General features: G+C 70.0%; 10 protein-coding genes, 1 tRNA gene and 1 pseudogene. 3 read left to right on the forward strand and 9 right to left on the reverse strand.

The annotated features are described in order from the left end of the window. Positions 1-98: 98 nt before the first annotated feature. Both ACSC1Q_RS08920 and ACSC1Q_RS08925 read left to right on the forward strand, forming a co-directional pair. Positions 99-257 carry a hypothetical protein gene (locus tag ACSC1Q_RS08920; RefSeq protein ID WP_436758176.1) on the forward strand — a complete coding sequence of 53 codons (159 nt, stop codon included), beginning with the start codon at positions 99-101 and terminating at the stop codon, positions 255-257. Continuing rightward, entirely contained in the window at positions 254-826 is a 573-nt protein-coding gene (locus ACSC1Q_RS08925; RefSeq protein WP_436758177.1) for an anthranilate synthase component II, read from the forward strand. The genes ACSC1Q_RS08920 and ACSC1Q_RS08925 overlap by 4 nt, the downstream gene beginning before the upstream one ends. A 321-nt stretch (positions 827-1,147) precedes the next feature. Here ACSC1Q_RS08925 and pknB read toward each other — a convergent pair whose 3' ends face one another. From pknB to ACSC1Q_RS08960, 7 genes and pseudogenes are all read right to left on the reverse strand, one after another. Further along, a complete protein-coding gene (gene pknB, locus ACSC1Q_RS08930) occupies positions 1,148-3,025 on the reverse strand; it encodes a Stk1 family PASTA domain-containing Ser/Thr kinase (protein ID WP_436758178.1) in 1,878 nt (625 codons plus the stop codon). Positions 3,026-3,887: 862 nt separating this feature from the next. Beyond that, positions 3,888-4,595, reverse strand: a pseudogene (locus ACSC1Q_RS08935) (protein kinase domain-containing protein); the annotation flags it as partial. Next, complete coding sequence (locus tag ACSC1Q_RS08940; protein WP_436758179.1) at positions 4,592-6,049, reverse strand: peptidoglycan D,D-transpeptidase FtsI family protein; 1,458 nt, start codon at positions 6,047-6,049, stop codon at positions 4,592-4,594. The pseudogene ACSC1Q_RS08935 and the gene ACSC1Q_RS08940, both read right to left, overlap by 4 nt. Then, positions 6,046-7,425, reverse strand: coding sequence for an FtsW/RodA/SpoVE family cell cycle protein (locus tag ACSC1Q_RS08945; RefSeq protein WP_436758180.1), 1,380 nt, complete (start codon positions 7,423-7,425; stop codon positions 6,046-6,048). The genes ACSC1Q_RS08940 and ACSC1Q_RS08945 overlap by 4 nt, the downstream gene beginning before the upstream one ends. 4 nt (positions 7,426-7,429) lie before the next feature. Beyond that, complete coding sequence (locus ACSC1Q_RS08950; RefSeq protein ID WP_436758181.1) at positions 7,430-8,740, reverse strand: Stp1/IreP family PP2C-type Ser/Thr phosphatase; 1,311 nt, start codon at positions 8,738-8,740, stop codon at positions 7,430-7,432. Then, a complete protein-coding gene (locus ACSC1Q_RS08955; RefSeq protein WP_362688484.1) occupies positions 8,737-9,204 on the reverse strand; it encodes an FHA domain-containing protein FhaB/FipA in 468 nt (155 codons plus the stop codon). Before ACSC1Q_RS08955 ends, ACSC1Q_RS08950 begins: the two co-directional genes overlap by 4 nt. Positions 9,205-9,221: 17 nt before the next feature. Further along, positions 9,222-9,962: an FHA domain-containing protein gene (locus tag ACSC1Q_RS08960; protein ID WP_329088344.1), complete on the reverse strand. Its 741-nt coding sequence runs from the start codon at positions 9,960-9,962 to the stop codon at positions 9,222-9,224. Positions 9,963-10,128: 166 nt separating this feature from the next. On the opposite strand from ACSC1Q_RS08960, the gene ACSC1Q_RS08965 reads away from it, so the two are divergent. Then, a tRNA-Leu gene (locus ACSC1Q_RS08965) sits at positions 10,129-10,211 on the forward strand. A gap of 394 nt (positions 10,212-10,605) precedes the next feature. Here the strand turns inward: ACSC1Q_RS08965 and ACSC1Q_RS08970 are convergent. Then, positions 10,606-11,640: a hemolysin family protein gene (locus ACSC1Q_RS08970; RefSeq protein WP_436758182.1), complete on the reverse strand. Its 1,035-nt coding sequence runs from the start codon at positions 11,638-11,640 to the stop codon at positions 10,606-10,608. After that, on the reverse strand, positions 11,637-13,109 hold the full coding sequence (locus tag ACSC1Q_RS08975; RefSeq protein WP_436758183.1) for a hemolysin family protein: 1,473 nt from the start codon (positions 13,107-13,109) through the stop codon (positions 11,637-11,639). Before ACSC1Q_RS08975 ends, ACSC1Q_RS08970 begins: the two co-directional genes overlap by 4 nt. Between the last annotated feature and the right edge of the window lie 100 nt (positions 13,110-13,209).

The raw sequence follows: 13,209 nt of genomic DNA on the forward strand, positions 1-13,209 counted from the left end.
CGAGGCCCGGCTATACAAGGCCCGGATAGACGCGGCCCTGGGAGACACCCGGACAGACACGGACAGGCCGGGGCAGGCCCGGACAGGAAGGCGGTCCCATGTACGGCTGGATCTGGCGGATGCTTCCCGGAAACCTCGTGGCCAGGGTGTTCGCCGCCCTGGTGCTGGCCGGGCTGGTCGCGGCCGTACTCTGGTATGTCGTGTTCCCCTGGATCGAACCTCGCGTCTCCCTCGACCTGACCACCGTGGGCCGATGAGCCGCGTCCTCGTCGTCGACAACCACGACAGCTTCGTCCACACCATCGTCCAGTACCTCCGCGAGCTCGGCGCCACCTGCGACGTGCGCCCGCGCGACCGGGTCGCGGTCGAGGACACCCGTGGCTTCGACGGGGTCCTGATCAGCCCCGGCCCCGGCACCCCGGAGGACGCGGGTGTGAGCGTCCCGCTCGTCGGCCACTGCGAGGCCCACGGCATCCCGCTGCTCGGCGTCTGCCTGGGGCACCAGGCCATCGCCATCGCCCACGGGGCGACCGTGGGACGGGCACCCGAGCTGGTGCACGGCCGTACCAGCGCGATCTCGCACGACGGACAAGGCGTCTTCTCCGGCCTGCCGTCACCGGTGACCATGACGCGCTACCACTCGCTGGCGGTGCTGCCGGGAACGGTGCCGGAGATCCTCCAGGTCACCGCGACCACCGGCGACGGTGTGATCATGGGCCTGCGTCACCGTACCGCCCCCGTCGAGGGTGTGCAGTTCCACCCCGAATCGGTGATCTCGGAACACGGTCACCGGCTGCTCGGGAACTGGCTCGAAAGATTGTTGTAACGCGGGACCCGTCCTGGACGATTGACCAGTGAGAGTCCTTCCGCCATCGCCCCCGAGTGGCGGAAGGACTCTTCCCCGTTTCCGGGCCTCCCGGTTTTCCCGGTCCCCGACGCCCGGCCCTCCCGGCGGGAAACCGGATGACGAGGCCACGAAGGCCGGGCGCCGTGCGAGCCGTACACCGCGCGAACCACGGGAACCACGGAAACGGCCAAGGACCCCCGGAACAAGAACGAACGAGAGACGGAAACGACGAAGACCCCCGCGCGGTCGCGAGGGCCTTCGTCAGGTGTTCCGGTCAGACGGGCCGGTCAGACGGGCCGGTCAGTTCCCGTCGGGCGGCGCCTCATTGAAGATCGTGCCGTCGTCGGGCTCCGAGGGCGTGTCCTCCGTCGGCTGCTCGTCGGGAATGGTCGGCTGCTCCTCGGGGAAGGTCGGCTGCTCGGTCGGCTCGGGCGGTGCCCCGCTCGACACGATCAGCGTGATGGTCGTGTTCTGCTGGTACTTGCCGCCCGCCTCGGGAGACTGGCTCAGCACGGTGTCCTTGGGCAGGTCACTCGGCTCCAGGACGACCTTCCACTTGAAGCCCGCCTCCTTGAGCGCGTTCTTGGCGTCCGCGAGCGTGAGGTTCACCACGCCCGGGACCTCCACCGCCTCCTTGGGGACGTAGATCCGGACGGTGCTGCCCTTGTTGGCCTTCTTGCCCGCCGCGGGCACGGTCTCGAAGACGACGCCCTGCTTGCGGCTGGAGGGCTTGCTCTGCAGGTTGACCTCGAAGCCGGCGTCCTCAAGGGCCTTCGTGGCGTCCTCCACGCTCATGTTGAGCACGGGGGGCACCTCGACCTTCTCGATCCCCTTGGAGACCTTGAGCGTCACCTCGGTGCCCTTGTCGACCTCGTGGTCGGCCGCCGGGTCGCTCTCGATCACCGAGCCCTTCGGGATCTCCTCGTCGAACTCCTCGACGACCTTCACCTTCAGGCCGAGATCCGTGAGCCTCTTGCTCGCCGCCTCCACGGTCTGCGAGGCCAGCGCCGGGACCTTCACCTGACCGCTGGCGGTGGGGGTGCCCGGCGAGCTGAGGAACATGTAGCCGACGCCGATGAAGGCCCCGATGACCAGTAGCGGGATGAGGATCCACGCCGCGGTCTTGACCGCGGTGTTCCCGCCGCTCTGCTGCCGGCGACGGCCGCCCCCTCCGGTGCGCGGGCCGCCGCCCTCCTCGCCGTACTCGTACGCCGGGACGGCGGTGGTGCGCTGGGTGGCCGGGCCGCCGGGGCCGCCGGGACCGGGGGCCTGCATCGTCCGGGTGGCCGAGCCGTAGTTGTTGTTGGCGCTCAGCGCCATCGTCTGGGCGTCCGTCGGGATGCCGGACATCGCCCGCTGGATGTCGGCCCGCATCTCCCCGGCGCTCTGGTAGCGGTGCGCCGGGTCCTTGGCCATCGCCTTGAGCACGATGGCGTCGGCCCACGGGGGGATGTCACGGTCGATCTGCGACGGCGGGATCGGGTCCTCGCGCACGTGCTGGTACGCGATCGCGACCGGCGAGTCACCGGTGAACGGCGGCTGCCCGGTCAGCAGCTCGTACAGCACGCAGCCGGTGGAGTAGAGGTCGCTGCGGGCGTCGACCCGCTCGCCCCTGGCCTGCTCCGGCGAGAGGTACTGGGCGGTGCCGATCACCTGGGCGGTCTGCGTCATGGTCGCGGCCGAGTCGGCCATCGCGCGGGCGATGCCGAAGTCCATGACCTTCACGTCGCCGTTGCGAGTGATCATGATGTTCGCGGGCTTGATGTCGCGGTGGACGATGCCGCCGCGGTGGCTGTAGTCCAGCGCCCGCAGGATCCCGTCGACCAGCTCGGCGGCGCGCTCGGGCAGCAGCCGCCGGTCGGCCCGCAGCAGGTCGCGCAGCGTGCGGCCGTCGACGTACTCCATCACGATGTAGGGCACCGGAGCGCCCTCGGAGACATCCTCGCCGGTGTCGTAGACCGCGACGATGGACGGGTGGTTCAGTGACGCGGCGGACTGCGCCTCCCGGCGGAAACGCGCCTGGAAGATGTGATCCCTGGCCAGGTCCGCGCGGAGGGTCTTGATGGCGACGATCCGATCCAGCCGGATGTCTCGGGCGCGATAGACCTCGGCCATGCCGCCACGCCCGACGACGCCGTCAAGCTCGTAGCGATCGCCGAGGCGTCGGGGCTGAGTCATTTCCTGCACTGTCCCTTACCGTTCATCTTGGGTGCCGGTGCGCTCTTGGGCCACCGGTGTCCATCATCGACCCCTCGCCGCATCACGTCTCCTCATTCGGCGGGTCTGTGTCACCGGGTTCAGGAGTTGTGCTCGGTGTGAGGCTCGGTGTCACCGTCGGGGTGGTTGGTGTCGGGGTGGGCGTCGGGCTGGGGCTGGGTGGTGGCGACGTGCTCGGCCTTGCGGTGGGCGTGGCCGATGTGCTTACCGTAGCCGACGGCGTGACCGACGGGCGGGCCGACTTCGTCGGTGAGAGCGGCGGTCTGCTCGTCGGCGGCTTGCTTCTCGTCGGCCGTGCCGTCGGCGACGTGGTGGCCGGGCTCGTCCGTACGACCGGTTCTCCCGGCTCGCTGTCACCGGACTGGTTCGTCAGCTCGTGGACCGCGAGGGCACCCAGTCCGACCGCGGCGGCGCACCCGGCGACCGTGGCGACGATCACCGTCGTCCTGCGCAGGCCGCGGCGCCCGCGACGCGCCGGACCGGTGCCCGGCGGGGTCGTGCCCGCGCCGGATCCCGCACCGGCACCCGCGCCGTGACCGGGCCCTCCACCGGAACCCCCGCCCTGACCGGGGCCCGCCTCGGAGCCCGCGGCGCCCCGGCCGGACTCGGGCCGGAGGGGGACGGCGACGGCGGAGGTGACCTCCTCGGGCCACTCGCTCGCGGGCTCCGCGCGCCAGCCCACCGGGTCGGTGAGCATGCCGAGACCGGTGGCGCCGGTGGCGGTCAGCGCGTCGAGCAGCACGTCCGCCCGTTCCGACAGCTCCCTGGCACTCGCCGGGCGCCGCGGCGGATCCTTGGCCAGGCACGCCATGACCAGGTCGCGGACCGCCTGCGGGATCCGCTCGGGCAGCGGCGGCGGGGGCTCGCCGATGTGCATGAGGGCGATCGCCACCTGCGTCTCGGCGCGGAACGGCGCGTGCCCGGTCAGGCACTCGTAGGCGACCACCCCGAGCGAGTAGAGGTCGGTGGCGGGCGTCAGCGGGTCGCCCGACGCCTGCTCGGGGCTGACGTACTGCGCGGTGCCCATCAGGATGCCCGTCTGGGTGACCGGCACCGCCTCCAGCACCCTCGCGATGCCGAAGTCTGTGATCTTTATCACGCCCGCCTCGGTCACCAGAAGGTTCCCGGGCTTGATGTCCCTGTGGATGATCCCCGCGCGGTGCGCGGCGTGCAGGCCCATCGCGGTCTGGCGGACCACGTCGAGGGTGATCTCGGGGCTCAGGGCGCCGTCGCGGGCGAGGATGCCGGCGAGGGACTGCCCGGGCACCAGCTCCATCACCAGGTAGGCGACGCCGCCGCCCTCGCCGTAGTCGAAGACCTGCGCGATGCCGGGATCGGACAGCCCGGCCGCGATGCGCGCCTCGGAGCGGAACCGCAGGCGGAAGGCCGGATCCTCGGCCACGTGTGGCCGCAGCAGCTTCACCGCGACCTCGCGGCCGAGCAGCTCGTCCTTGGCCCGCCACACCTCACCCATGCCGCCCGACGCGATCCGCCCCAGCGGGCGGTACCGGCCCCCGAGCAACGCGGTCATCTACCCAGCACCGCTTCCATCACGCTCTTGGCGATCGGGGCCGCGGTCTGACCACCGGAGGCGTCGCTGCCGGCGCTCCCGGACTCGACGATCAGCGCGACGGCGACCTTGGGGTCCTCCGCGGGGGCGAAGGAGATGAACCACGCGTGCGGGTCACGGCCCTGGGCGGTCTCCGCGGTGCCGGTCTTGCCGCCGACCGTCACGCCCGGGATCTGCGCCGCGCTCGCCGTGCCCTTGTTGACGACGTTGACCATCATCTCCTGGAGCTTGCGCGCGCTGTCCTCGCTCATCGCGGTGTCCAGCTCGTCGGGGTCGGCGCTCGCGACCTCGCCGCCCTCGGAGTCGGCGATCTTGTTCACCAGGTACGGCTTCATGACCACGCCGTTGTTGGCGATACCGGCGGCGATCATGGCCATCTGCAGCGGGGTCATCTGGTTGCTGCGCTGGCCGATGGAGGCCTGGGCGAGGGCCGCCTGGTCCTCCTCGGGGCCGATGCTGCTGGGCGCCACCGGCATCGGGATCTCCAACTGCTCGCCGCCGATGCCGAACTTGGCCGCCTGGTCGCGCAGCGCCTCGTAGCCGAGGTCCATCGCGATCTTGCCGAACGGCGTGTTGCAGGACTTCTCCAGCGCGAACGACAGCGTCACCCGCCCGGCGCCGCACGCCGCGCCGCCGTAGTTGGGCAGGTCGGCGGTGGTGTTGGGCAGGTCGAGCCGCTGCGGCGCGTCGACCTGGGTCTCCGGGCCCACGGTGTCGTCGCTCTCCAGGTACGCGGCCGCGGTGACCACCTTGAAGGTCGAGCCCGGCGGGTAGGTGCGCTCGACCGCCCGGTTGAGCAGCGGCGTGTTCTCGTCCTTCTCCAGCTTCTTGGAGGCGGCGTTCACCTCGGCCTTGTTGGGCTTGGACAGCGGGTTGGGGTCGTAGGTGGGGATCGAGACCATCGCGAGGATCGCCCCCGTCTTCGGCTCGATCGCGACCAGCGCGCCCTTCCTGCCGCTCTCGCCCAGCGCCTTGTACGCGGCCTCCTGCGCCTTGGGGTTGATCGTCAGGTCGACGTTGGCGCCCTTGCTCTGCTTCGCGGTGAACAGGTCGATGCTGCGCCGGATCAGCAGGTCGGCGCTCGTCCCGTTGAGGAGGCTGTTCTCGGCCCGCTCGATGTTGCTCTGGCTCTCGGGCGCGAAGAACCCGGTGATGGGCGCGTAGACCTTGCCCTCGGGGTAGCGCCGCTCGAAGCGGAACTCGGGGTCGCCGGTGTCGACCGACTCGGCGAGGACCTTGTCGCCCGCGGTGATGCGGCCGCGCTCGACCTCGTACTGCGCGTAGAAGTTGCGGGTGTTGCGCGAGTCCTTGCGCAGGTCCTCCGCGCGCACGGCCTGCAGGTAGTTCACGTTGATCATGAGCAGGCCGAACATGAGCAGGCAGGCCAGGGCGGCGCGCTTCAGGGGACCGTTCATCGCTGGAACACCTGCGTCATTCCTTCGTCCTGGATGGCCTGGGGCGGAGGCTTCCTCGCCGTGTCCGACATGCGTACCAGCAGCGCGATAAGGATCCAGTTAGCCAGCAGCGCCGATCCGCCCTGGGACATGAACGGGGTGACCAGGCCGGTCAGCGGGATCAGGTTGGTCACGCCGCCCACGATGATGAAGACCTGCCAGGCGAGGATGAACGACAGGCCGCCCGCCAGCAGCTTGGAGAACGGCTCGCGGGCCGCGATCGAGGTGCGCAGGCCGCGCTCGACCAGCAGGGCGTAGACCATCAGCAGGGCCATCAGCCCGGTCAGGCCGAGCTCCTCGCCTGCGGCGGTGAAGATGAAGTCGGAGAACGACAGCGGGATCAGCTCGGGGTGGCCCTGCCCGAGGCCGGTGCCGAGCACACCGCCCTGTCCCATGGCGAACAGGCCCTGCATGAGCTGGAAGCTGCCGCCGAAGTCGCGGTCGTACAGCGCCTGGTTCTCCGGGTCGAGGAAGACCTCGAAGCGGGCCGCGACGTGGTCGAAGAGCAGCCCCGCCAGGACCGCTCCACCGACGAAGAGCAGGATGCCGATGAGCACCCACGAGGTGCGCTGGGTGGCGATGTAGAGCATCGCGATGAACGTGCCGAAGATCAGCAGCGAGGAGCCGAGGTCCTTCTGCAGGATCAGCACGCCCAGGCTGAGGCCCCAGGTGATGAGCACCGGGCCCAGGTCGCGGGCCCGGGGCAGGTCGATGAAGAGCAGCCGCCGCCCGGCCAGGGCGAGCACGTCGCGCTTGGCGACCAGGTAGCCGGCGAAGAAGATGACCAGGGCGAGCTTGGTGAACTCCGCGGGCTGGAGGGTGAAGCCGGCGATGCCGATCCAGATGCGGGCACCGTTGATCTCCTGGCCGATGAACGGCAGCAGCGGCGAGATCAGCAGGGCCAGGCCGATCGCGCCCATGGTGTAGGTCAGACGCTGCAGCGCGCGGTGGTCGCGCAGCACGATCAGCGTCACGGAGAACATGACGACCCCCACCGCCGTCCACAGCAGCTGGTTGGTGGCCGAGGCACCCGGCATGCCGGACGCCTCAAGGCGGTAGATGATCACCAGCCCGATGCCGTTGACCAGCGTCACCAGCGGCAGGATCAGCGGGTCGGCCCAGGGGGCGAACCTGGCCAGCACCAGGTAGGCGGCGAGCATGAGGCCGCCCAGGCTGAGGCCGTAGGTGACCATTCCCGCGGGGATCTGCTTGTCGAGGGCCAACCCCACGTTGGCGTACGCCAGCATCACGATGGCGACCGCGAACGCGAGCATCGCCAACTGGGCCACCCGCCGTTTGGCGGGAAGCGGGACCGGCTCGGCGCTAGGGGTGCTCATGTGTTTACTGTGACCTTGTGGGTTCGGGAGCCCTGGCGGGCGCGGAGGACGCGGAGGCGCTCGGGGATGCGGTCGGTTCGTCCTTCCCGTCGGATTCGGCCGCGGACGTCTTGAGCTCTTCGATCTTCTTCAGGCCCGCCTCGACGGTGGGGACGGGGATGCCGTCGCGGACCTGGCCCTGCTGGAACGCGCCGAGAGTCGTGATCGACTCCGCGGTGCTCCGGGCGACGTCGAAGAGCTCGATGGGACCCAGGTTGGTCTTCACGCCCTGGAAGACCACGATCTCGTTGCCCTTGGCCCCCACGAAATACTGGTCCTCCAGCCACTGCCCGCCGAAGTACCAGCCTAAGCCGCCACCGATGACGACGACGCCGCCGGCCACGGCCAGAAGAGGCCACAGCCGGCGGCGCTTGGCCGGTCGGGCCGCGGCCCTGACGATCGGCTCGTCGGTGTCGTCGTCGTCGGAGATGACGGGCTGCGGCATGGTGACCGCGCTGGCACGGCCCGCCGGGGTGTCCGGCGGCTGCGACCTCGGCATGCTGGAACCGGCGGCGCCGACCACGGCCGCGTCGGTGCGCGGTACGTGGTTCTCGTCCACCTCCAGCACGTCGGCGAGGACGCAGGTGATGTTGTCGGGGCCGCCGCCCCGGTTGGCCAGGTCGATGAGGGTGCGGACCACCCCGTCGGGATCCTCGATCGTGGAGAGCGTGTGGTGCAGGGTCTCCGCGCTCACCACCCCGGACAGGCCGTCGGAGCAGAGCAGGTAGCGGTCGCCGATCTGGGCCTCGCGCAGGGACAGGTCGGGGTCGACCTCGCCGCTGCCGTCGAGCGCCCGCAACAGGATCGACCGCTGGGGATGGGTGGCGGCCTCGTCCTGGGTGATCCGGCCGTCGTCCACCAGTGACTGCACGAGGGTGTGGTCGTGCGTGATCTGGTAGAGCTCCCCGGCTCGCAGCAGGTAGGCCCGTGAGTCGCCGACGTGGACCAGGGCGACCCTCGTCCCCGACCAGAGCATGGCGGTGAGGGTGGTGCCCATGCCCTTGAGACTGGGGTTGTGGCTCACCATCTCGTGCAGCTTGCGATTGGCGTCGCGTACCGCCGCCTCGATGGCGCTGAGCAGGTCACCTCCCTGTGCGTCCGTGTCGAGCGAGGACATCTCGGCGATGGCGACCGAGCTGGCCACCTCGCCGTGTGCGTGGCCGCCCATGCCGTCCGCGACGGCGAGCAGGCGGCCGCTGGCGTAGGCGGAGTCCTCGTTGCCTTCGCGGAGGAGGCCGACGTCAGAGCGGGCGGCGTAACGGAGTGCGATGGTCATTTGCGCAATTCGATGACGGTCTTGCCAATGCGGATCGGAACACCGAGCGGCACCGGAGTCGGACGGGTGACTTTGGAGCGGTCAAGATACGTGCCGTTGGTGGAGCCGAGATCTTCCACGATCCACTGACCGTCCTGGGGGAAGAGCCGGGCGTGCCGGCTGGAGGCGTAGTCGTCGCTGACTACCAGCGTCGCGTCGTTCGCCCGGCCGATGGTGATGGGCGTCTCCGAGAGGGTAATGGTGGTGCCTTGCAGGGGGCCACCGGTGACGACCATCTCCCGTGGTTCCCCCTTCTTGGATTTGGCCGGGGTCTTCACCGGCTTGGGGGCCTTGCGCGCGGGGACGGCGGCGGCCGTGCGTGATCCGAACAAGTCTGTCCGGATCACACCGACCGCGGCAATCACGAAGAACCACAGCACCGCGAGGAAGGCGAGCCGGATCAGCAGCAGCGTGAGCTCGGACATGGACCGTCTGTTTACCTTTAATCGCGCCGGAAAACCAGAGTCGTTCGCCCCAGCGTCACGCGAGTGCCGTTCTGGAGCTCGACCCGGCGAACCGGCTGGCCGTTGACGAAGGTGCCGTTCGTGGAGCCGAGGTCGACGAGCGCGACCAGGGGACCCTCCACTCGCAGCTCGGCGTGGTGCCGGGACACACCCGGGTCAACCAGCCGCAGATCGCAGTCGGTGCCCCTGCCGAGCAGGGTCACCGGTGTTGTCAGGTCGAAGGACCGCTGGCCCTGCGGGTCGTCCTGGGTGGACACCAGCAGGCGGGGGCGGCCCCCGAAGGCGTGGGATTTCGCGGCGGGCACGTCGCTCACCGGCTGGCGGATCTCGTCCTGCTCGACCGTCGCGCCGCGGATCACGCCCGAGCGGATGCGGAACAGGCCGACCGCGAGGTCGTCGGCCGTCTCGAAGCGGACCCTGACCGGCCCCACGAAGGAGTAGCCCTGTTCCTTGGCGTACTCCCTGGCGAGGTTGGCCAGCTCGTGGCTGATGCTGTCGGAGTAGACCTCCAACCGCTCGTTGTCGGTCGTGGACAGCTCGACCACGAAGTCGTTGGGCACGAGAGTGCGTCCCTGGGCGACGATCGCCGCCCGCTCGTCCATCTCACGTTGGACCGCACTGGCGACCTCTACCGGCTGAAGGTCAGATTTGAACGCCCGTGCAAAGGCCCCTTCAACCAAACCTTCGAGCCTCCGCTCGAAACGCTGAAGGACTCCCACCGGGTACCTCCCCTCCTCCGTCTATGTGGTCGCGGCCGCTTGGGGGCTCGTTGGCTCGTTCCTCGCTCTCTCGCACCCAGCTGCTCCGCTTTCGCATCTAGGAGGATCGTATCCGGGTTCATGGGTACCGGCTGATCCGTGCTAATGTTTCGACCGCACCCAACAAGGGCGGGTGGCGGAACGGCAGACGCGCACGGTTCAGGTCCGTGTGTCCGAAAGGACGTGAGGGTTCAAATCCCTCCTCGCCCACAAGATCACTACCCCGGTCACGCGAGCATCGCGACCGGGGTTTTGTCGTTTCCTGGGAAACCACGCATCCATCTGAGCCATCCATAAGGTCTCGTGGCGGACCGAGTCGATCATCGATCAAGGTAGTCGCTCGCTCCGTTATAGAGAAGTCTCAGGGGTTACGCATGGGTCTTGTGGTTTTTGGACCACTACGGCATGTCCATCGGTTCTACCCAGCCACGCTTGCTGATCACTTTCGGATGACTTGCATAGGTTCGCCGGTGTCCGATTACGCCGACAGAGAACACGGGCCGGGAAAAGAATCTTTCCCCGGCCCGTGTCGTCCTCCCGGCGGTTCCTTGATCGGTTCCTTGATCGGTCTCTTGATCGGTCCCGCCGGGCTCCGCGCTCCGGGCTAGCGGGTCGCGGGCATCCGTACGTCCAGGATCTCGCCGAGCAGGTCCGTGAGGCTCACCATGCCGACCACCTCGCCGCCGCCGTCCGTGACCAGGCCCAGGTGCGCGTGGGCGTCCTGGAGCGTGGAGACCGCGTCGGGGATCGTGGTCGCCTTGGCCAGGCGCGGCACCGGGCGGGCGAGCTCGCCGGGGCTCGCCTCCGGCCGGACGAGGATGTCCCTGACGTGCACCACGCCCAGGACGTCGCCCGGCCTGCCGGAGGTGACCAGCATGCGCAGGTGCCCGTCGCGCGCGGCGACCTGGCGCATCTGCTCGCTCGTCGCGTCGGCGGGCACCGAGGTGGTCTTCTCCAGCGGCAGCATCAGCCGCTCCACCGGCTGCTGGTGGACCCGCAGGGCCCGGGTGAGCAGGTCGTGCTCGTCGCGGTCGAGCAGGCCCATCCGGCCCGACTCGCCGACCAGCATCGCCAGCTGGACCGGGGTCCTGGTGGTGGCCAGCTCGTCCTTGGGATGCACCCCGAACAGCCTCAGGATCCCGTTCGTCAGGCCGTTGAGCGCGGCGAGCACCGGCCGGACGACCCAGGTGAAGCCGCGGAACGGCAGGGCCAGGCCCATCGCCGCGATCTCCGGATGGGTGAGCGCCCACGACTTGGGAGCCATCTCGCCGATCACCATGTGCAGGAAGGTGACGAGCGCCAGCGCGATCACGAGCGAGATGGGGACCCGCAGCGACTCGGGCAGGCCGACCGCGCCGAAGAGCGGCTCCAGCAGGTGCTCGATGGCCGGTTCGGTCACCATGCCCAGGCCGAGGGAGCACAGCGTGATGCCCAGCTGGGCTCCGGCCAGCATCAGGGAGAGCTCCCTGCCGCCGCGTACGGCGGCGCGGGCGGCGAGCCGGGTCAGCCGGCCTCCCCGGCCCGCGAGCTCCTCCAGGCGGTGCCTGCGGGCCGAGATCACCGCGAACTCGGCGGCGACGAAGAAGGCGTTGCCGATCAGCAGGGCCACGCCGAGCAGCAGGGCGGAGGTGGTGCTCATCGCCGCCTCGCCTCACTCCGCTCGATCATGGGCGTCTCGGGGCCACGCTCGATCATCAGCGGCGCGGTCATCGCCGGTTCGTCCTCTTCCTCGGTTCTCGCCTGCGGGGTGTCCCCGGGATCGGCGTCCTGCGGTGTGACGAGCAACAGCCGCACCCACTCGGGGACCCTGCGGTGCACCGAGAGCACGGAGAGCACGGCCTCCCTTTCGTCGGCGCCGTCGTTCTCCAGGGGGTCGTTCCGCGACGTGAGCGTGACGGTCACCTGGTCGCCGGGCTCGGCCATCCGGCCGAGGGTGGCGAGCACCAGGCCCGCGACGGTGTCGTAGTCGTCGCTCTCGGGGAGCCGCAGCCCGATGGCCCGCTCGATCTCGTCCAGCCGGAGCGTGCCCGGCAGGTCCCACGTGCCCTCGTCGCCGACGACGACCCCGGCGGGCTCCGGGTCGTTCTCGTCGACGAGCTCGCCGACGAGCTCCTCCGCGAGGTCCTCGATGGTGACCACTCCGGCCAGGCCGCCGTACTCGTCGATGACGCACGCCAGGTCGTCGTGGGCGGTGCGCATGCGCTCCAGCACGAGAGGCAGCGGCGAGGAGGTGGGCACCAGGAGCGCGGGACGGGTGATCTTCTCCAGCGTTCCGTCGGTCAGTCCCGACCTGAGCAGCTCGCGTACGCCGGTGACGCCGACGACGTCGTCGCCGTTCTGGTTGCAGAGCACCGGGTAGCGGGAGTGGCCGTGCCTGCGGACGGCGTCGACCAGGTCGGAGATCGGCCGGTCGTCCCTCAGCAGCACCAAGCGGGGGCGCGGCACCATGACGTCCTCGGCGGTGCGGTCGCCGAACTCCAGGGCGCGGCCCAGCAGCTCCGACAGCCTCGGCGGCAGGTCACCCGCGGTGGCGGACTCAGAGATGATCCGGGACAGCTCCTCGGGGCTGGCGCCGTGCTCGATCTCCTCCACGGGCTCCACGCCGACCCGGCGCAGCAGGCCGGTGGCGGCGGAGTCGAACAGGCGGATGACCGGCCCGGCGATCCGCAGGTAGATCATCGTCGAGCGGGCGAGGAACTTCGCCACCGGCTCGGGACGGGCGATGCCCAGGTTCTTGGGGGCCAGCTCACCGAAGACCATCTGGATGACGGTGGCCACCGCGACGGCCAGCGCCACGGCGATGCCGGGCACGGCCCCGAGCGGCACTCCCGCGGCCTCCAGCCAGGGGCGGATGACCGTGGCGATGGCGGGTTCCGAGATGAAGCCGACGAGCAGGGCGGTCACGGTGATGCCGAGTTGCGCGCCCGACAGCATGAACGACAGGCGTCCCGTCACCTCCAGCGCCCGTGCCGCGGCCGCGTCGCCCGAGTCGGCCTGCTCGCGCAGCACGCCGCGGTCCGCCGCGACGAAGGCGAACTCCTGGGCGACGAAGTAGCCGGTGGCGAAGGTGAGTAGGAGGATGGCCAGCAGGCCCAGGGCCGTGTTCACCGGGCGGCTCTCCCGGGTTTCTCAGTGGTGCCCGTGCGTTCGCACGGGCTGGTATTCCACGGGTCCGGAGTGGACACGATCATCCTTTCGAGCAGAGGTA

Origin of the sequence: Streptosporangium heterodermiicola (assembly GCF_051390675.1) — a bacterium.
GTDB lineage: Bacteria > Actinomycetota > Actinomycetes > Streptosporangiales > Streptosporangiaceae > Streptosporangium.

What these genes read in the sequence shown, in the direction of transcription:
- ACSC1Q_RS08920 (WP_436758176.1), top strand. Translation starts at nt 99, where the DNA reads ATGTACGGCTGGATCTGGCGGATGCTTCCCGGAAACCTCGTGGCCAGG.
- ACSC1Q_RS08925 (WP_436758177.1), top strand. Translation starts at nt 254, where the DNA reads ATGAGCCGCGTCCTCGTCGTCGACAACCACGACAGCTTCGTCCACACC.
- pknB (WP_436758178.1), bottom strand. Translation starts at nt 3,025, where the DNA reads ATGACTCAGCCCCGACGCCTCGGCGATCGCTACGAGCTTGACGGCGTC.
- ACSC1Q_RS08940 (WP_436758179.1), bottom strand. Translation starts at nt 6,049, where the DNA reads ATGAACGGTCCCCTGAAGCGCGCCGCCCTGGCCTGCCTGCTCATGTTC.
- ACSC1Q_RS08945 (WP_436758180.1), bottom strand. Translation starts at nt 7,425, where the DNA reads ATGAGCACCCCTAGCGCCGAGCCGGTCCCGCTTCCCGCCAAACGGCGG.
- ACSC1Q_RS08950 (WP_436758181.1), bottom strand. Translation starts at nt 8,740, where the DNA reads ATGACCATCGCACTCCGTTACGCCGCCCGCTCTGACGTCGGCCTCCTC.
- ACSC1Q_RS08955 (WP_362688484.1), bottom strand. Translation starts at nt 9,204, where the DNA reads ATGTCCGAGCTCACGCTGCTGCTGATCCGGCTCGCCTTCCTCGCGGTG.
- ACSC1Q_RS08970 (WP_436758182.1), bottom strand. Translation starts at nt 11,640, where the DNA reads ATGAGCACCACCTCCGCCCTGCTGCTCGGCGTGGCCCTGCTGATCGGC.